The 19,222-nt window shown below is 63.6% G+C and carries 15 protein-coding genes; 3 read left to right on the top strand and 12 right to left on the bottom strand.

The window, feature by feature from the left end:
* Window positions 1-392: 392 nt before the first annotated feature.
* The 11 genes from BBA01S_RS22515 to BBA01S_RS22465 form a co-directional block, all read right to left on the bottom strand.
* Window positions 393-1,220: a siderophore-interacting protein gene (locus tag BBA01S_RS22515; RefSeq protein WP_027818431.1), complete on the bottom strand. Its 828-nt coding sequence runs from the start codon at window positions 1,218-1,220 to the stop codon at window positions 393-395.
* A gap of 69 nt (window positions 1,221-1,289) precedes the next feature.
* Entirely contained in the window at window positions 1,290-2,114 is an 825-nt protein-coding gene (locus tag BBA01S_RS42215; RefSeq protein ID WP_042297702.1) for a PadR family transcriptional regulator, read from the bottom strand.
* A 543-nt stretch (window positions 2,115-2,657) separates the two neighbouring features.
* Window positions 2,658-2,909 carry a PAAR domain-containing protein gene (locus BBA01S_RS22505; RefSeq protein WP_027818430.1) on the bottom strand — a complete coding sequence of 84 codons (252 nt, stop codon included), beginning with the start codon at window positions 2,907-2,909 and terminating at the stop codon, window positions 2,658-2,660.
* Between the two features lie 29 nt (window positions 2,910-2,938).
* Entirely contained in the window at window positions 2,939-3,676 is a 738-nt protein-coding gene (locus tag BBA01S_RS22500; protein ID WP_027818429.1) for a putative type VI secretion system effector, read from the bottom strand.
* A complete protein-coding gene (locus tag BBA01S_RS22495; RefSeq protein WP_027818428.1) occupies window positions 3,673-6,594 on the bottom strand; it encodes a T6SS effector BTH_I2691 family protein in 2,922 nt (973 codons plus the stop codon). The genes BBA01S_RS22500 and BBA01S_RS22495 overlap by 4 nt, the downstream gene beginning before the upstream one ends.
* A gap of 39 nt (window positions 6,595-6,633) precedes the next feature.
* A complete protein-coding gene (locus tag BBA01S_RS22490) occupies window positions 6,634-7,629 on the bottom strand; it encodes a DUF4123 domain-containing protein (protein ID WP_027818427.1) in 996 nt (331 codons plus the stop codon).
* 4 nt (window positions 7,630-7,633) lie between these two features.
* Window positions 7,634-10,195, bottom strand: a complete 2,562-nt coding sequence (locus BBA01S_RS42210) for a type VI secretion system Vgr family protein (protein ID WP_042297701.1) — start codon at window positions 10,193-10,195, stop codon at window positions 7,634-7,636.
* Window positions 10,196-10,631: 436 nt separating this feature from the next.
* On the bottom strand, window positions 10,632-11,144 hold the full coding sequence (locus BBA01S_RS22480; protein ID WP_027818426.1) for a GNAT family N-acetyltransferase: 513 nt from the start codon (window positions 11,142-11,144) through the stop codon (window positions 10,632-10,634).
* A gap of 22 nt (window positions 11,145-11,166) precedes the next feature.
* On the bottom strand, window positions 11,167-12,081 hold the full coding sequence (locus BBA01S_RS22475) for a glutaminase (protein ID WP_027818425.1): 915 nt from the start codon (window positions 12,079-12,081) through the stop codon (window positions 11,167-11,169).
* A gap of 126 nt (window positions 12,082-12,207) precedes the next feature.
* Window positions 12,208-12,876 carry a helix-turn-helix transcriptional regulator gene (locus tag BBA01S_RS22470; protein WP_027818424.1) on the bottom strand — a complete coding sequence of 223 codons (669 nt, stop codon included), beginning with the start codon at window positions 12,874-12,876 and terminating at the stop codon, window positions 12,208-12,210.
* Between the two features lie 86 nt (window positions 12,877-12,962).
* A complete protein-coding gene (locus BBA01S_RS22465; protein WP_042297700.1) occupies window positions 12,963-13,952 on the bottom strand; it encodes an ornithine cyclodeaminase family protein in 990 nt (329 codons plus the stop codon).
* A gap of 212 nt (window positions 13,953-14,164) precedes the next feature.
* Here BBA01S_RS22465 and BBA01S_RS22460 point away from each other — a divergent pair, with 212 nt between their 5' ends.
* Together BBA01S_RS22460 and BBA01S_RS22455 are read left to right on the top strand one after the other, a co-directional pair.
* Entirely contained in the window at window positions 14,165-14,983 is an 819-nt protein-coding gene (locus BBA01S_RS22460; protein ID WP_042297742.1) for an ABC transporter substrate-binding protein, read from the top strand.
* A gap of 31 nt (window positions 14,984-15,014) precedes the next feature.
* Window positions 15,015-16,259: an NAD(P)/FAD-dependent oxidoreductase gene (locus tag BBA01S_RS22455; protein WP_027818421.1), complete on the top strand. Its 1,245-nt coding sequence runs from the start codon at window positions 15,015-15,017 to the stop codon at window positions 16,257-16,259.
* Between the two features lie 17 nt (window positions 16,260-16,276).
* Here the strand turns inward: BBA01S_RS22455 and BBA01S_RS22450 are convergent, their stop codons facing one another.
* Window positions 16,277-17,875 carry a DHA2 family efflux MFS transporter permease subunit gene (locus tag BBA01S_RS22450; RefSeq protein ID WP_027818420.1) on the bottom strand — a complete coding sequence of 533 codons (1,599 nt, stop codon included), beginning with the start codon at window positions 17,873-17,875 and terminating at the stop codon, window positions 16,277-16,279.
* A 393-nt stretch (window positions 17,876-18,268) separates the two neighbouring features.
* Between BBA01S_RS22450 and BBA01S_RS22445 the strand changes: the two genes are divergently transcribed.
* Complete coding sequence (locus BBA01S_RS22445) at window positions 18,269-18,913, top strand: alpha/beta hydrolase (RefSeq protein ID WP_027818419.1); 645 nt, start codon at window positions 18,269-18,271, stop codon at window positions 18,911-18,913.
* Window positions 18,914-19,222: the final 309 nt, after the last annotated feature.

The following is a 19,222-nucleotide window of genomic DNA, read 5'->3' as shown; positions in this document are numbered from 1 at the left end:
GTACCCGATCGCAACCCAAGTAAATTGCCTGAAATTGTCTATTTCGGTGCCTAGACGCCCAAACAAATTGCCGCGAAATTCGCAATCTCGATTTACGAGAAAGTTTAGTTGCCATTTTGAGGGCAAAGTAGTTGGAAGCACTTAGACATGGCACGAGTGTCAACCCTCTTCAGCGACTCGTGAGACCCATATCCAGTCGGCTTCTTCGCATTAAGTTGACACCCTCTGACCAGGAGAAAACCTGACGGTGAACTGCGTGAGCGCGAGCAGCCAGAGCAGCGTGCGTTCGCGCAGCGGATTGAGGATCAATGTCATCGAAAGTGACCCGCGAGGCGGGCCTTCGTCATGCGTGCGCTGCTGTTGCGAGAGCTTCGCGGCGCGCGCGGATTGGTTTAATCGTCGATGGTTTCGTGCGCTGCCTGCGCGCCGCGACGCCAGTACGCCGACGCGCGGATGCGCTTCTTGTCGACGCCGCGATCGTTGCACAGATAGGCGCGCACGGCACGGATCGCCGACGCTTCGCCTGCCGCCCAGACATAACCTTCGCCGGGCGGCAGCCAGACTTCGCCGAGCGCATCGACGAGCGGTTGTGCCGCTTGCTCCGCTTGTTCGCCTTCGAGTTCGTCGCGATACACCCACGTCGCGTAGAGATCGGCTTCGGTCGGCAGCGCGATGCGCGCGGCGCGGTTCGCCACTTCAACGACCACGGCGACGCGCGCGCCCGACGGCAGCTCGCTCAGGCGGCGCTGGATCGCGGGCAGCGCGGTTTCGTCGCCGACCAGCAAGTGCCAGTCGAAGCCCGTGGGAATCACCATCGAGCCGCGCGGGCCGCCCACGCCCAGATACTGGCCGGGCTTCGCCTGCGCCGCCCATGCGGTCGCGGGGCCGGCTTCGTGCAGCGCGAATTCGAGATCGAGTTCGTTGGCGTTGTTGTCGAAGCGGCGCGGCGTGTAATCGCGTGCCGCGGGACGCTCGACGCCGTCGGGGAAGGCGATGCCGTCCGGGCCGAGGCTCGGCAGTGCGGGCTTGTCTTCGCCGGGAGCCGGGAAAAACACCTTCACGTGATCGTCGAACGACGCCGAAACGAAGTCGCTCAGGTCGCCGGTCAGCGTGACGCGCACGAGCGCGGACGACAGCGTCTCGACGCGCGTGACGCGCAGCAGACGGAACTTCAGCGGATGACGCACGCGGACGACTTCGAGGTTGGATTGATTCTGCATCTATGACTCCGATAAATAAGCGGCTGACGATCGACGTGAGGCGGATGGAGGGCGATGGGGCGAGGTGCCTTATTCGCCCGAACTTGCGCCGTCTTCGGTCTTGACGTCTTCGCCGCCGTCTTGAATTTCCTGGGTGGCGCGCGCGAGGATCGCCGCGATGCGGCGTTGCTCCTGCGGCGACGCGTCGGTGCGGCGCAGCAGTTCGCGCTTGAGCGCGCGGCGCGCCTCGATCAGCTCGCGAACCCAGCCGCTGCCGTCGGCGGGATCCTCGCCCGCGAACGCGCGGCGCATCAGATCCATCTTGCGGCCGAAATGCGTGAGCTTGGCGATGAGCAGGTCGGCGCGCTCGCGGTTGTCGGCCAGATACGTGCGGCCTTCGTCGGACAGCTCGTAGCGCTTGCGATTGCCTTCGAGCGTCACGCTCACATAACCGAGTTCTTCAAGATACGTGAGCGCCGGATAGACCATGCCAGGGCTCGGGCTGTAGAAGCCGTTCGAGCGCGAATCGAGCGCCTTGATCAGCTCGTAGCCATGGCTCGGGCGCTCGGCGAGCAACGCGAGCAGCATCAGCTGCAGGTCTTCCGAGGTGAATTTGCGGCCACGGCCAAAACCGTCGCCGTCGCCAAAGCCGCCCGGGCCGCCGAAGCCACGGCCAAAGCCGTCGCCGAATCGATCGCCGAAGTCGCCAGGGCCTTCGCCGCCACGGCGGCCCATGGCATGGCGCAGCGCGTGGAGCATGTGCATCGGGTGGCGCATGCCGAAGCGGGCGTGGGTGCCGAAGCCTTCGTCGCGTCCAGGGGCTTCGAAGAAGTCGCGGGCGTTGCGACCGTCATGGCCGCCGTGGTTGTGACGGCCATGGTGGCCGCGATGGCCGGAATGATGAGGGTGGCGCATGAGGCCTCCTGTCTCTGAGTGTCTTAAGATGTGTCTTAAGATATATATCTTAAGAGTGTTTGTCAAAGAGATTTTTTGGGGCCGAACGCCGGTTCGCTGGAAATAGGGTCTGGTTTTTAATGGCGTGCCGGGGCGGCGTGAGGGCACCAGTAGATCGGGGGCCGCCAGATTGTGTGTCAGGGCAAGCGGTTTGGATCCCGGAGCAGACGGCCGCAACCGACTTCAGACGGTCAATCCGTCACGCGAAGGGGCGCTTGCTGCAATGCTGTGATGGCTTAGGTGCTCGCCAAAGTTTGGAAGGATGACCGGCCCTCCATTTAATAGTTCGTTATACGAAATTAATGGTCGCGCTGAAGACACATTGACCTTGTAGCCGAATCGGCTCCCGGTTTCCCGGAAAAGCTCAATGCCGCTTCGGTGCACAACCTGAATGAAAGCTGCCGGCGCGTAATTCTGTTCTTCGAGCGTATTGCGCGCTGATGCCGGCGGAGGAAGACGCGCGTGTCGAATTCGTCGCACACGCGCGTCATGACAAACGTCGTGCTACACGAGACTTGAAATCAGCGTGCATCCGCACGTAGCGCGATGGCCGTGCCGGGCGATTGGCACGCCATTGTCGGTAATCGTTGTATCGCCTTCCTCGATCACGTTTGGCTTGACGTCCGGGTGCTGCGGACACGATACCTCGTCGCCCTTGCGTGCCACGTAACGACCATCGAAGCGCATGGCCGAAGAACCGGTGACGACCTTTCCGCCGTGGTCAGTGTCGTCGTCGACACGGATGAGATTGATCATTTTCTATGCTTCAAAAAACGCTAAGAGGCCTATTTGTAGCGGAAATACAGGACGCCAAAGTTAGGAAGCTTGTTCTCGCGGCGCTCCTCCCTGGACGTTTTCCGCAGATCGATATTTTCGACATCGGGCCAGCCGAAGGTTCTAAAGATGGTCTCCGCGATCTTGACGAAGCCCATGAGTTTTCGTGAAACGCGAAATGCCATGATGCCCGTAATCAGCAGCGAAAGACCCAGTCCGGGCAAGAGGCCAAACTCGACAATATCCGCAGTAAAAAAGTCAAAGCCTTGCTGGATCAGCAAAACGATCATCACTACAGCGTAGAGCGACATTGTGCTCCAGAGCCAGATCTTAAGCGACTTCCGGTAGTGCACTTTTCGGCCTGCCGTCGCGTGCGGGTACACGGCGAGCAGATCGTCGCTTTCACGTTTGACCGCGTACGCAACGTAGCGGTCGGTACCGACCTGATCGGCGACGACTTCCACCTGATCGCCGTTGCGCATGGGCATCATCCAGAGCCAGCCCTTGATCTGCTTGCCGTCGAGTTCGAACTCGACCCAGTCGGCTTCCTCGTCCGAGTTGCCGGCCATGCCGATCAGTCCGATGGCGGCAGCGCCTGCACCCAGCGCCGAGGCCGCGATGGCGGTCGCGCCGACCTGTCTATGCTGAACCTCGGTCAGCACGAAATCGTGGCTGCGCTTCGATCGCTGTAGATTGGATATCACGCCTTTCAGGAGGACGGCGGTCTTTGTCGAGTTGTCTTTTTTCATGAGAATGTGGTCATGGCGTCGCCATAGTCCTTTTCCTGCTGGGAAGGATCCGTGTAGCGTGCGACACTATGGTCTTTGATGCGAAGAATTGCTTCCTCGCCTGTGCCAAAGGCGCAACGGGAACACCAGGACTGGAGCGAGTCGGGCGTCAGCCAGGTGGCCAGCGTCTGAAGTACGATCATGCCCACCGTCGCTTCCCAGCCAATCAGCATCCCGACCGATCGCAGCGCGGCCCAGGCGATCATTCGTTTGGTAACGGCTTCCACCGCTTCAATCACGACTTCGGTTCCATACTGGACGGCGAGTTTCTTGAGCAGCGGCGCGGCCGTGCTGATGGCGTCGATGATCGTCGCTACGCCCATTGCGGTGCCGACTACCGCCTGGCTCAAGCCAAAGGCCAGAGAGTCGTACTGTAGTTTTTTACCGCTATCAGCGGCTTGCTCGACACTCATCCACGCGCCCACGAACGTGCCAATGCTGCTCACGCCGCCGCCCGCGAGCTTCCAGCTCTGCGACTTGATGGAATTCTTCAGTGCGCCGTAGAACGGTGTCATCGTAATCGTTATCAACGACGACAACATCGAAGCACCCGATTGTACGAGTTTGAGCGTCGTGTCCTTGTCGTGCGTTCCCGACATGATCTTGTAGAAGTTCACTGCCTCCAGCAGCGCCGCTACCACGGCGATCCGGCTCGAGCGCAGCGCTTTGATGCCTTCGTCGGTGGATTTCATGCTGTTCCAGACATCGTACAGCGCCTGCGTGGCTTTCGACGCGTTCGGGGGAGCGGGTGAACGCAGCAGCGAGCGAGTCTTCAGCAGACGTTCGATGGTCTCCGCGCGGCTCACTTTTTCGACATCGGCCTGCTTGCGCACGAGCGTCATGGCATCCGCATAGGAGATGCCCGCGCGTTGCAGCATCAGCGACTGAATGATCTTTTCGCCGACGAAGTCGCCCAGGCTGGCAACGCGGAATTTCGAATATATCGCATCGCCTACCGTCAAACCGAACGCATCGACTTCGAGTCGCTTGAGCAGCCCGCCCAGCGGCGTGATTTTCTTGGGATCGCTTTCGAGCGCGAGCTTGCTGAGATTCTTGTAGTACCCGTTGAGTGTCTTGAGCGACCCTGCTGCGGAAATCACAGCGTCCACGCCAGCGCTATGCCCACCTGCAGGTTGCGCCTGCGCCGCTTCCAGCGGCGTTTCTTTTTTCGCGAGCGCTGTCTTCAGCAGTTGAGCCACTTCCTGGCGCGCGTCCTTCTGGTTCATCGCGAACACGCGCCAGATGAGACTCGCGGGCTGCACGGGATCCCAGTGTGTGACCAGGGTGTCGAGCACCGTCTTGCCCTTGGGCGTCGAGCCGATGCCGGCGAGAGCGTCGGTGACGACGATCTCGAAGGCTATGGCGTCGTGCAGGTCATTCGATGCATAGTCCTCCAGCGTGTCGAGGAACAGCTTCGATGCCAGCCATTTGCCGACGTCGTTGGTACGCGCTTCCTGGAGGTCGTGCACCTTCGATTGAAGCGCGTCGTAGTACTTGCGGAACTTCTCGATGTCCTGGCGCTTGAGTCGCGCTTCGTATTTCGACCAGTTGTAGGTCGTCATGCTCGTGAGATTGCGGTCGTGCGCACCGGGTCGCGCCTGCGCATAGGCACGCGCCTGGCTCATGACCTGATCGCGATACACACCGGTATAAGGCACGCTGGAACTCGCGCTTCCCGCCGTCGAGACACGTCCCATCTGCACGAGCTGGGTCTGATAGCTGCCGGGGATGTCGTTGGCGGCCATCCAGTCCATGTCGTCGTAGTACGCGTTGATCTGCGACGTGCGTGACGGATCGGCGCCTGCGAGGGCCTTCGCGCGTTGCGTGGCGAGCGAGGCTTGCGCGCCCGGCTGGCCGAGCGCTGTCATTGACTGCGCCTGCTTCGCCATCGCTTCCTGGCTGTTCAACGCCTGCTCGGTGCGTGACTGGACGATGGCGTGCGCGGTGTCGATGTCCTTGAGCGCGCCGACTTCGAGCGTACGCTCCTTCGTGACATAGCGGTCGAGCCACGATGCCGGATCGCATCGAAATCCGTTCAGTTCGTGCACTGTGCCGATGGTGTCCCAAAGCGCGAGCACCATCGGCGGATGATGTGCATCCGCGCTGCCGCCGTCTTCGTTCTTCGCGCCAATGCGCTGCATCAGCCTGACGAGCGCCTGGCTCGCGGACGCGGGCGACGCCTGGCGAATGAACGGCGCGTAGCGCGTGACTTCATGCTGCAGCAGGTCGTCCTTGTAGGCGCCCGTCGCGTCGCTGAAGGCTTGCTTGTCGTCGGGGAGGGCCATCGACCTGGGATCGAAACCGGGCATGTATTCGATCACGGCGTCGATCGTCTGTTCACTGGCGACCACGGCATGCTTGTGCGCGTCCTGCGCACCGCCGATCCATTTCGACGGCTCGATGTACTGCATGCGTGCCTCGCGCAATGCGTCGTCGGAGGCGTAGAGATCGAAGATCTGTCGATGCCACGTGTGCTGCGAGAAAGCGATGAACACGCGGCCCGTGCATTTCTCCGGACGCTCGATGGCGATGAGATCCATCGGCACGGCAATCGCGCATTCTGCGCAGGCGGGATCGGTCACGGGCACCTGCGTCAGCGGCAGCGCCTGTTTCCATAGGCGGCCGTCGGAGGTGACCTTGTAGGCTTCCCAGTAGCGGCTGCCGCGCGGGCCGACTTCATAGAAAAGATAGACCCAGCCCTCGCGCAGTGTGCGCACGCCGTAGTGGTGCGCTTCGAGAGCGACGGAGGTCACGCGATCGCCGCTGATCCCGGCGGGGAGTCCGGCCTTCACATATTTCGGCAGCACGGTGTAGCGAACCGGCAAGATCGGCAAGCCGCTCTTTTCGCAGTTCGCGCATGTCTGTGTATTCGTTGCCATACGTTGTCGTTGTTTTGATTGCGTGCGGATGCGGTGGAATTACCGGGAAGCCGATGGCCGCAGACGTTCGTACCATGTTCCCTGGCGGATTTCGTCGACTTCGTCCGCCGAAAGCTGGCTGATCGTGGCGGTGTAGAAGTCGTCCGCGGCGCGGCGCCCTAGAAGCTGTAGCACCTTGGGATGCAGATCGAACTGCGGGTGCCACGCGATCGCGTGGCCGATAAAGGCAATCTGGTCGTCGCGGTCGGTCAGGCCGTAGCGCTGGGCGCGAGCGGCAGCGTCGAGCGCGGCTTCGACTTCGGCTGGCCCGGGTTGGCGTCCGTGTTCATACGCGTGCAGAGCCAGTGCGCGATTGACGAGGCCGTGCTGATGAATGACGCTCCATTGTTCCGGCCGCAGCGCGAAGTGCGCGGAAGACGTCTGTGCGCACTCGCGCACGACGGGCCGGGCGCCTGCGTCGAGTGTGTGCCATGCCCGCGCTGGGCCTAGCAACGCTTGCTGCTGCGCTGGCGAAAGCTCAGACCAGAGCAGGTCGAGCGCGCGCGGATCGTAAAACCGCAGCACACAGGCACGGCCACTGGCGTCCCGCTGCAGCACGAGTCGCGACCAGTGCAAGGCGACTTCTTCGAGCGAAGCCGTGCTCGCGAGCCAGCCGCCGATCCGCTGTCCGAGGCCCGAAGCCATCGAGTCCGGCTGCCGGTCGTCGAACGCCGCCTGCACGCTGTGCGCGAGTGCGCTGGCGCCAGTCGGCGTCGAAAGATCCAGCTCGACCAGATAGGGGCGATGTGATGGCGCGAACGCATCGTGATCGACGATGACGTCGGCGCGCGGCAGCGCCGCGAAAGACGCATCGCTTTGTGCGAGTTCGGCCGTCAAGTCGCGCTGGCTCGGGTCGACGGCGAGGAAGCAGCGCATGTTCGCGTGGTTGCCGAACCATCGCTTGAGCGAATCGGTCAGCGCTTGTGCTTGTGCGTCCATAGCCGCCGCATCAGATGTGCCGTCCTGCTGGACGTCTTGATCCTGTCGATAATCCATCGTCTTACTCCAGCATCACGCTTGAGGCGCTGTCCGCCGAAGCGGTCGCTGTTTTCCACGAGCAGCCCTTCGTCGTGTTCGTCACCTGGGCGGGCAGTCGCATCGACGCCGGGCCCGGCTTATCCCAGGAGGCGCATTTTTCGAGGATCTGGCCGGATGTGCCGTTTTCGATCATGTCGGCCGTGATGCGGATATACGACCCGCCCGCACCGATCCAGATTTCCTTGTCGGCGGACAGCACGAGCTTGCCGCTCGTGCTTGTCACCGTCACGTCGTTGAGGGCGGTGAGCGCCATGGCATCGCCCTGCGCCTGGATCTCGACCTTGCCTTTGGCTGCGAACAGTTTCATGCCGGCGTTTTGCACGAACAGGCTTATTTTTTCGGTCACGCTCGCGATGAGCGACTTGCCGGCAGCGATGTGCGTGTTCTTGCCGCTAACGATGTTGACTTGCTGGTTCGCGGTCAACTGCGCCGAATCCTGAGTGGAAACGCCCACGCCGGCAGGGCTCGCGAGCAGCATGATGGGCGTGGAAAATCCGTTGGCGTTGCCGGTGCCGCCGCCACCGGTGTGGCCGCCCGAGCCTGCTCCGCCGGGGACGCTGTATTGGGTCGCATCGGTGAACTTCTTCAGCGCGTCGTGCCCCTCATCGAGACTCTCTGCCTGGTTCGCTACGCTTGCCTGCGACGCCAGTTCGACCACGCTTTCCGCGCTGGCCAGTTGTTCGGCTGCGGGCGTGACGTTGAGCGGCTGCGTGGCGGAGGCGGGGTGCGTCGTCATGAACAGGCCCTGGCTCGCGCGCACCGCGCCGTACGCCTCCGATTTGAGGTCGAAGCCGTTGCCGAGGAACGCGCCGCGCGTATTGGCCGACTGATCGACGAGATAACCCAGGTGCAGGTGGGACGCATAGCTGCTCGAATAGAGCTGGACGCGGTTCTGTGCGGTCGAGTCGTCCATGACGAGCTGGTTGTACCCGCTGCCGCCGCCATATTCCTTCGAGCGATAGCCCGAAAGCAGCCCGTTCGAATGCCACTGTGGCTTCGCCGCACCGTTATAAAGCCGTGACGTCACCACCGGCCGGTCGCAGTCGCCACCGATGTGGTCGATGAGCACCTCCTCGCCCACGCGCGGCATGTGCACGCCGCCGTAACCGCTGCCTGTGTCCGCTTGCGCCACGCGCACCCAGCACGACGAGCGCTCGTTGTTGCCATTGAGGCGATCCCAGATGAACTGCACCTTGATACGGTTTAGTTCGTCCGTGTATACCTCTTCGCCTTGCGGGCCGACGACGACCGCCGATTCGAGATGAGTTTCGGGCTTGCGATGTTCGAGCGGGCTGCGATACGGCACGCTCGTGCGCTGCGCTTCGATCTCTACGAGGTAGAAGCCTACGGAGCCATCGTCATGCGTGACATTGAACGCCGCGTCGCTTGCGTGGCTCGCCTGCGCCGCCTCGACCGTCTCCTGGAGACTGTGCGGAAACGCGGATCCCTGGGCGCCGACGGGAATATTGTTCGAAATCACCCATGACGTTTCGATGGCCGCGAACTCTCTCTGGCTGGCGGGGTCGGCGTCGTGATCGGGGTGGCCTTCGAGCATGAAGCGCTTGCCCGCGTCGATCGCGCGCACGCCGCCAATCCCCCAAAAGCGCTTGGCACGCGACTCCCATTCCTCCATGCGCACACGCGAAAGATGGTCGCCGCGATCCTGCTGCCCGTATGTATAGGCGCCCGTGTATTCATAGACTTCCGTCTGCTCGGCAAGGGCGCCCTGGTTCGGCATGGTGGGGACGGTCGTGCCCTTCGGGTTGTAGGCCGACGAAGGCGACTTGTAGTCGAAGGTGCGCGTGGTCAGCACGGCGCTCTGCATTGTCCGCGTGCCGGACCATTGGACGAGCGCGTCGGTTTCACTGCCGGTTCCGCCGCGATAGAACGACACCGTTTCCGGAGAGAGTGCGTCGAGTGTCGTGAGCTGGTCGGTGATAACGAGCGTGTGCGAGCGGCCGTCCTCGGCCTGGCGCCACAAGCCGTAGAGGCCTTCGGTTTCGAGCAGCCGGTGCACGAAATTCCAGTCGCTTTCGTCTTGTCGGCAATAGGAGCGGGAGGGCAGTGGACTGCTCAGCGCAAACTGAAACAGGCCTTGGGACTGCGGATGCATATTGAAGACGTCCGCGACGATCTCGTCGACGGTTTTGTCTTGCCAGATACGCTGGTCCCGGCGGAACTTCAGGAAGTGCATCCACGAAGCGAAACCGAGCTGATAGCTCGTCAGCCCGCTATTCGAGCCGAGCCGGCGCGCGGTATGCACGTAGCCGTTGTGTGGCTGATAGGATTTGTCGGCTTGCTGAATCCACAACGTTGCCGGCTGCGCGATTAGCGACTTCAGTTCGATGTTGCCGGTGGTCGACACGGCGTCCACGACGAACTCGAAATGACGCCCGAGGCGCGAGCGCCCGATGGCGCGTTGAGGCACCAGTGTGCTCGAGCCTAAAGGCGTATCAAGTTTGAGCAAGCGGTCGCTTTGGGATACGTCGCTTGAAATCGTGCCGGTCAAGTCTAGTGCAGCCATTAAATTCTGCCTTCCAGGTCGTATTTCCAGTGTGGAAGGATTTTATAAAATATTCGTGTGACGGAAACAGTTTCACAAGAATTTATTGGGCATATTTAGAATTCGCATTCGAGCTGGTTCGCTGTTTTCCAGATTTTCTGGAAATAAATGCCGATTTAAAGAGGGTAATTATGTGAGGTCGGTAAATATATCCCGGCACGCAAAAGACCGGGTGCCGAATTGTGCGGGGAGGATTCGGTCTTATATTGGCTTGCCTGGCAGTCCCGGAATATCAGAAAAACGATGGGGCGACTTGCCCACGCATTTGAAATTTGAATATAGAACGAAGACCGTCAGAGCCCGTTAATGATGCTAATTGCATGAAAGGCCTTACTGCGAGGCTTCACCAGGAAGTCGTAGGCCACACTCGGGAATACATGGTGCTCGATTTGGCGGACTACTCACGCGCCTCGAACGCGTCGCTATAGCGCACCGTCGCCGTCGCCGCCGGCACGAGGCCATCCAGCACGATGGCCTGGAAATACTCTGCCGGCACACCGGGCAGCACCAACGTCGGCTCGGGCGTAAAACCAAAGCGCTGGTAGTAACCGGGGTCGCCCAGCAGCACACAGCCCGCCGCCTGCCGAGCGCGCAGCACGTCGAGCGCATGTTCGATCAACTGGCCGCCGATCCCTTCGCGCTGCCGCGCGGGCGCGACCGAAATCGGCCCCAGGCCGAACCATCCCGGCGAGCCATCGGAAAGCGTCACCGGCGAAAGCGCCACATGCCCCACAAGCTCGCCGCGATCCACGGCGACCAGCGACACGGTCAGCTCGCCCGCCGCCCGCAGCGCGTCGACGATGAACTGTTCCGTATGGCTCGTATGCGGCGCGTGCAGAAACGCCGCCTCGGTCAGCGCGCGAATTGCCGGAACATCGGCGGGCGCTTCACTGCGAATCTGAACCGTCATCGCTCGACCCTTAAAATAACCTTCAAAAAATCGACCGTCCGGTGCGCGTCGTCAACTGCTCCAGCGCGAGCGAACCCACATGCGAATTCCCGTTCGCGTCGAGCCCCGGCGACCATACGCACACTGCGAACTCGCCGGGCAGCACCGCGACGATTCCGCCGCCCACGCCGCTCTTCGCGGGCAGTCCCACGCGATAAACGAAATCGCCCGCCGCATCGTACGTCCCGCAGGTCAGCATGAGCGCCGAAAGCCGTTTGGCCGAACTGGCATCGAGCACCTGCTCGCCATTGGCGGGCGAGACGCCGCCGTTCGCGAGGAACAGCGCCGCGCGCGCGAGCTCCACGCAGCTCATCGAGATCGCGCATTGACGGCAATACGCGTCGATGACCGCATCGGCGGCCATTTCCAGGTTGCCGAAGCTGGCGATGAAATGCGCCATCGCGCGGTTGCGCTCGGCGTGCGCCAGCTCGGATTGCGCGACCTTCAGGTCGTAGCCGATGCTGCCTTCGCCCGAGAGCCGCCGCACGAAATCCACCAGTGCCGTCTCAGCCTGCACGAAGCGGCGGCACAGCACGTCGGTGACCACGAGCGCGCCCGCGTTGATGAAGGGATTGCGCGGCTTGCCGCCTTCGAATTCGAGTTGCACGAGCGAGTTGAACGCCGTGCCCGACGGCTCGCGTCCCACGCGTTCCCAAAGCGCGTCGCCAAGCAGCTGGAACGCCAGCGTGCAGGCGAACAGCTTGGAAATACTCTGGATCGAGAAGCGCACGTCAGCGTCGCCGGTGCGATAGACCTGACCGTCGACGGTGACGATCGCCATGCCGAAATGGTTGGCGTCGACGGTCGCGAGTTCGGGGATGTAGTCGGCGACGCGGCCCTTGCCGATGTGCGGTTGCAGGTCGCGATGGATCGCGTCGAGGATGGGCGTGTAGTTCATGGACGTCGCGAGAAAGGACGGCACGACAACGCGCGCGCCGAAGTCCGGGGATTGTAGCGATTCCCCAGCTGTGGCGCGACGTTCGTGCGGTTCGTGCGACCGCCTGGCGCGAGGACGCAACGTCGCCTATTCGACCTCGCCCTTCATCTCGCGCAGATGCTTGTAGACGGTCGCGCGGCCCATGCCCAGCACCTTCGCCACATAGTTCGCCGAGCTCTTGCCCTTGAATGCACCTTCGGCGTAAAGCGCCTCGACCAGCTCGCGCCGGTGCTCGCGCGTGAGCGAGTTGAGCGCCACCTGGCGCTCGCGCAGCCAGCCGTGCAGGAAAGTGTTGATGCGCTCCTGCCAGTCGTCCTTGAACAGCTCTTCGGGTTGTGCGATCACGCCCGCGCCGCGCAGGAACAGGTCGAGCGTGGCCTGCATGTCGTCGAACGCGGCGATGTTGAAGTTGATGCACATGACGCCCGCGGCGCGGCCCTCGTCGTCGAAGAGCGCCGTGCTCACGCAGCGCATGCGCCGCCCGTCCCAGTTCACTTTCTCGTAGGGGCCGAGCAGCTTGTTGCGCGTGGTTTCCTCGACGTCCTCCAGCGCGGAGTCGTCGCCGATCTCGCGCTTCGAGAGGTTGTTCGACAGATACGCCACGGTCTGGTCTGCGAGATCGTGGATCACCACTTCGGCGAACGGGAAGAACAGCGTCGTGATGCTGTCCGCCACGTGCGCGTAGCGTTCGAGCAGCCGCGTGCGCGACGCGGGCGGCGAGGAGGCCTTCTTGCTGGCGGTTTTCGTTTTCTGCATCGGACAGGGGCCGTGGGGTGTCACATCGAAGAGGACGTCGATGATACTGCTTATTGCGCGCGATCTTGCACGTGTTATCGCACGCCTTATTGCGCCGCGCGCTGCTCGTGCAGATGTTGATAGAGCGCGTACGCCACCGCCATGTCCTCCAGCCCGAGACCGATCGAGCGGAAGAACACGTGCCGCGAGTAGCCGGGGGGCGGGCAGGCGTCGTTGGCGAGTTCGGCGAGGTCGCCCACGATCGCGTCTGGCGACCAGTCATGTTCGCGCGCGGCGATCGTCATTTCGCCCGCGCTGTGCGGCGTGGTGCGGCGGTAGTCGCAATACACGTCGAGCGAGGGCAGTGCGGCCGGATCGATCTCGTGAGCCTGGGCGACATTGGTGCTGATCGAGGTGATGAGCGCGGGCTTGCGCAGCGTGTCGAGCGCGAGCACGGGCTTGCCCGACGAGGTGCAGAGCATGACCACGTCGGCGTCGGCCACGCAGTCTTCTGCCGAGGTCGCGACGCTCGCGCGCGCATCGGCGGCATGCACACTGGCGGCGCGCGCGGCGTCGCCCGCGAGCTTCGGCGACCACACGCGGATGCTTTCCCACGCCCGCAGCGGCGCGGCATGGCGGATATGCGCGAGCGCCACGTCGCCCGCGCCGATCACGGCCAGACGGCGCGCTTCGCGCGGCGCGAGCTGGTCGACGGCCAGCGCGGTGGTGCCCGCGGTGCGCTCGGTCGTGAGCAGCGCGGCGTCGCACCACATCAGCGGCTGGCCGGTGTGCATCGACATCAGCGCAGTCCACGCCGTGATGATGGGCTTCGCGCCATTCACGCCCGCGATATATGGCGAGAGCTTGGCGCCGAACACGCCCGCTTCGGCCAGCACGCCCAGATAGGTGATGTAGTCGCCAGCCTGCTGCGGGAACAGGGCGAGGGTCTGCGGCGGCTGCACGGCGTTGTCGCGGCCAAGCGAGGCGAACATGCGCGCGAGCGCGCCGCGCACGTCGAGCGCGGGCAGCGCGGTGCGTACCTGCGCGGCATCGACGATGAACGGTGCGGCCGGGGAAACGGTGGTCGTTGCGGTCATGGTGAGGCTCCTTCAATGGATGTCGATGCACGCGCCAGTCGGCATTCAGCCCGGAAGCCGACCGGAACACAGCCGGAACCCGGTGCGCATCGATGTGGACTTTTTTGTCCATTCTAGACTTTATTTTTATTTTTCGTCTATATTTGCCCTGTGGACGCGGCGTCTTCCCGGCGCGCCGTCCGCCCGACCTCATTACGACTATGGTGACGACGATGAACACGAAGATGATTCGCTACGCGCACAAGGCGCGGCTCGCGGGACTGGCCGCCTTGCTGGGCGCGGGGCTCGGCATGACGGCGGGGGCGGCGCACGCGCAGGATCCGCAGACGCTGCGCTTCGGCCTGGAAGCGTCGTACCCGCCGTTCGAGAGCAAGGCGCCGTCGGGCCAGTTGCAGGGCTTCGATATCGACATCGGCAATGCCGTGTGCCAGCGCATGCAGGTCAAGTGCGTGTGGGTCGAGAACAGCTTTGACGGCCTGATCGCCGCGCTCGAAGCACGCAAGTTCGACGTCATCGACTCGGCGATGAACATTACGGACAAGCGCCGTCAGCAGATCGACTTCACCCCGGCGGTGTACGTCATGCCGATCCAGATGGTCGCGAAACGCGGCTCGGGCCTGCAGCCCACGCCCGCGAGCCTCAAGGGCAAGCAGATCGGCGTGCAGCAGGGCACCACGCAGGAGGACTACGTGCGCAAGCACTGGGCGCCGGCGGGTGTATCGGTCGTCACGTACGAGAGCCAGGATCAGATTTTCGTTGACCTCGCCTCGGGTCGTCTGGACGGCGCGGTGCAGGAAGTGCAGACTGCCACCGATGGTTTCCTCTCGAAGCCGCAGGGCAAGGACTATGATTTCGCGGGCGCGCCGCTCAAGGATCCGGCCACGCTGGGCGAGGGCACGGGCTTCGGTCTGCGCAAGAACGACACGGCGCTCAAGGCCAAAGTGGACGCGGCGCTTGATTCGCTGCGCAAGGACGGCACGCTCACGAAGCTGTCGATGAAGTATTTCGGCCGCGACATCGTCGCGCATTGATAAAAACCGGTACGGACTCCAGAGGAATGGCATGAGCAAGGACGCGATCGTGCTCGGCGCGGGCATTGTCGGTGTGAGTGTCGCGCTGCACCTGCAGGCGCGCGGCGTGCGCGTCACGCTCGTTGACCGGCGCGCGCCCGGCGAGGAAACCAGCTATGGCAATGCCGGGCTGATCGAGGCGTCGTCGGTGGTGCCGTACGGGTTTCCGCGCGACTGGCGCACGCTGCTGCGGCTCGCGCGCAACGATTCGACGATGTTGCGCTACGACGTGCGTTCGCTGCCGTCCTACGCGCGCTGGCTCGCCACCTACTGGCGCGAGTCGTCGCCGCAGCGGCTGGCGGGCGCGGCGCGCGACCTGCTGCCGCTGATTTCGCGTTGCGTCGCGGAGCACGAAGCGCTCGTCGCGCGTACGGATCTGCGCGAACTGGTGCGGCCAATCGGCTGGCTGGAAGCGTATCGCTCGCCCGAGGCGTTCGAGCGCGAGCGTGAAGCGGCGCAGCATCTGGCGGCAGAGCATGGACTGCGCACGGAGAGTTTCGACGCTGCAGGGCTGCGCGCTGCCGAAGCCTCGCTAGGCGACGGCTACGCAGGTGCGATCCACTGGATCGACCCGGCGAGCGTGGCCGATCCTGGCGCACTCGTGAAGGGCTATGCCGAGCTGTTCCTGCGCGAAGGCGGCCGCTTCGCCACGGGTGACGCGCGAACGTTGCGCGCGCAAGGAAGCGGCTGGCAGGTGCAGACCGACGACGGCCCGCTGGGTGCCGAACTCGCCGTGATTGCGATGGGGCCGTGGTCGGATCAGGTGACGTCGGCGCTCGGCTACCGCGTGCCGCTCATGGTCAAGCGCGGCTATCACATGCACTACGCGAGCGCCGCGGGTGTGCCGTTGCTGCGGCCAGTGGTGGATATCGAAGGCGGCTATGTGGTTGCGCCGATGAAGCGCGGCCTGCGCCTGACGACCGGGGTCGAACTGGCAACGCGCGAACGTCCGCCCAGCTACGCTCAGCTCGATGCCGCCGAGCGCGCCGCACGGCCCGTATTCGGGCTGGGCGAGCGGCTCGACGCCACGCCCTGGATGGGCATGCGCCCCTGCACGCCGGACATGCGCCCGGTGCTCGGCCCCGCGCCGCGCCATGCGGGGCTGTGGTTCGCGTTCGGCCATAACCATCATGGGCTCACGCTCGGGCCGGTGACGGGGCGTCTCGTCGCCGAAATGATCGTCGGCGAGACGCCTTTTGCCGATCCCAGGCCTTATTCGGCGCAGCGCTTCGGCTGAGTGCGGGGAAGCGGCGACTAGTGCGCGCCCGCCGCGCCGCCACCACCGCCGCCGCGCGTCGATTTCGTGATCCAGATGAGCGGAATGATGGCGAGAAAGATGATCGCCGAGATATAGAAAATATCGTTCAGGCCCATCATGGCAGCCTGGGTCGTCAACTGGAAATCGAAGAGCGCGCGCGCCGAAGGCTCGCTGATGTGCAGCAGCGCCTGCGTATTCTCGATCGACTGGCGAAACACGGGATTGTCGATCGACGCCTGTTCCGTGAGCCGTTCATGATGCAGCACGGTGCGGTTGTTCCACGCATTGGTCGAAATCGACGTGCCGACCGCGCCGCAGAACACGCGCACGAAGTTCGACAGGCCCGCCGCCGCCGGAATCCGGCCGGGCGGCTGCCCCGCGAGAATGATCGCGGTGAGCGGCACGAAGAACAGCGCCATCGGAATGCCTTGCAGCAGGGTGGGCAGCACGAGATGGAACGTGTCGATTTCGATGACGTAGTTCGAGCGCATGAAGAACACCACGGCGAACAGCACGAACGCGCAGGTCGCAATGATGCGCGCATCCGAGCGCGGCAGGATACGGCCCACGACCGGCGCGAGAATCACGGCGAACACGCCGAGCGGCGCGGTCACGAGCCCAGCGTCAACCGAGCGATAGTTCAGGTACTCCTGCATCCACTGCGGCAACAACACGAGATTGCCGAAGAACACGCCATACGCCACCGAAATCGCAATCGTTCCGCCCAGGAAATTGCGCTGGCCGAATAGCCGCAGGTCGACGATGGGATGCTGCTCGGTCAGCTCCCAGACCAGGAAGAACGCGAAGCTGATGAGCGCGATCACGCCCAGCCCGACGATCACAGGCGAGTTGAACCAGTCGAGATCCTTGCCCTTGTCGAGCAGGATCTGCAACGACGCGACCCACGCGATCAGCAGGCCCAGGCCGACGATGTCGATGGGCGGCTTGCGCGTCGGCGATTCGCGGTTGCGGTAGATGTTCCACGTGATGAAGCCCGCGAACAGGCCCACCGGGATGTTGATGTAGAAGATCCACGACCAGTTGTAGCTGTCCGTGATCCAGCCGCCCAGCGCTGGGCCCGCGATCGGGCCGACCGTCGTCGTCATGGCCCAGAACGCGAGCGCCGTCGACGATTTGTCCTTGGGCCAGGAGCCCAGCAGGATGGCCTGCGAAAGCGGAATCAGCGGGCCCGCGACCGCGCCCTGCAACACCCGGGCGACCAGCAGGAACGGCAGGCTCGGCGCGATGCCGCAAAGCCACGACGCGAGCACGAACGACAGGATCGACGCCACGAACAGGCGCACCTGGCCGAAGCGCTGCGTGAGCCAGCCGGTCAGCGGGATCGACACGGCATTGGCGGCGGCGAACACGGTGATGACCCAGGTGCCTTCGTCGACGGACACGCCCAGGTCGCCCGAGATCGTCGGGATGGCGACGTTGGCGATCGAGGTGTCCAGCACGTTCATGAAGGTCGCGAGCGCCACCGCGATGGTCGCGAGGATCAGCCGGCCGCCTTCGAGCGGCGGCGGTGGAGCAGGTGGCGCGGGGGGCGAGGGCGGTGCAGGCGGTGTGGCCGGGGCGGCAGGCTGGTTCAAGCTTTGTCTCCGCGTGAATCGGTGCTGTTCGGTGCTGCAAGGCGGGAAAGGGCCCGCGAGGCCCGCGCGCAGCGGGGCCGATTTGCGGCAAGGATAACCGCATTCGCAAATGGCCATCGAAGGCGTGCAAGCATCCCCACGCCGGGAAGGGACTTCACCGCGGCTAGCGCGCCGCACGTGTGTCCGTACCTTGTGCTTACCGTTTCCTTTCGTCTGGCAATCGCGCCGACGCGTTCTGCAAGCCCGGCGTATCCTTGCGGCTGGCGCGGGGGACGCAAGCGCGATGCCTGTTGTTGAGCCATTGTTGGGCCATCCCTGGGCCATCCGATCGTTCGACACCTCCGCGAGCCTGATCCGCATTTGTCAGAAACACGCCCACAGGGGATCTCCAGAATGAGCTGGGAACAATTCGATGGTGGCTGGCGCCTCGCGCCGGCTGAAGGCGCGCCGCGCGCGCTGGTCGTGCTGCTGCACGGCGTGGGCAGCAACGCACGCGACCTGGTGCCGCTCGCCGACGCGTGGCGCGACGCGCTGCCCGGCGTCGCGTTTGCGTCGCTCGACGGCAGCGAGCCGTTCGACGGTGGCTTTGGCGGGCGTCAGTGGTTCAGCCTGCGCGACGTCAACGAAGCGAATCGCGGCGCGCGCGTGGCCGCCGCCGCACCGATCCTGCAAAAACGTCTCGCCGATGAACTCGCGCACTGGGGCCTTGGCGCCGACAAACTGGCACTGGTCGGTTTCTCGCAAGGCTCGATCATGTCGCTCTATCTGGTGGCGACGCAGGCTGCCGGGTTTGCAGGCGTGGTCGCTTACGCCGGACGTCTCTCCGCGCCCGTCACTGCGCAAAACCGTACGCCGCTCACGCTCGTGCATGGCGAGGACGACAACGTGATTCCCGTGCAGGAACTCGAACGCGCTGCGACGGCGTTCAGCGATGCAGGGTATGCGGTGGCCGCTTATGCGCTGCCGGGCGTCGGTCACACGATCACGGCGCAAGGCGCGATGCTCGGCCGGGATGCGTTGGTGCGGGTGCTGGGTTAATCACGTTCTGGCAGGCCAGAAAGTCACATGGGGCGCGGCGCCTGCCGCGCCTTGTCAATCCGCTCGGGGCTCAAGCCAGCATGCCCTGACGCATTTTTTCCACATTTCGCGTTTAAGCTGCCCGGTTATTTCTGGCGCGGTTAAAGTCTCGCCCGGCTTGTGCCGTAAACACTGCCAGTGGGCCGTCAAGGCACATGCAACCGGCGCATCGCATCTCATGCCAATCGTCAGGAGAATGATCCAATCGGGGATTGGATAGTTCAGCTGATTGTTTTCTATCGTTACGGTTTATTCAGACGATTGCATTGA

It is taken from the genome of Paraburkholderia bannensis NBRC 103871 (assembly GCF_000685015.1).
GTDB lineage: Bacteria > Pseudomonadota > Gammaproteobacteria > Burkholderiales > Burkholderiaceae > Paraburkholderia > Paraburkholderia bannensis.
The sequence above is the reverse complement of the archived record's forward strand: the minus strand, read 5'-3'. Positions and strand labels throughout refer to the sequence as shown.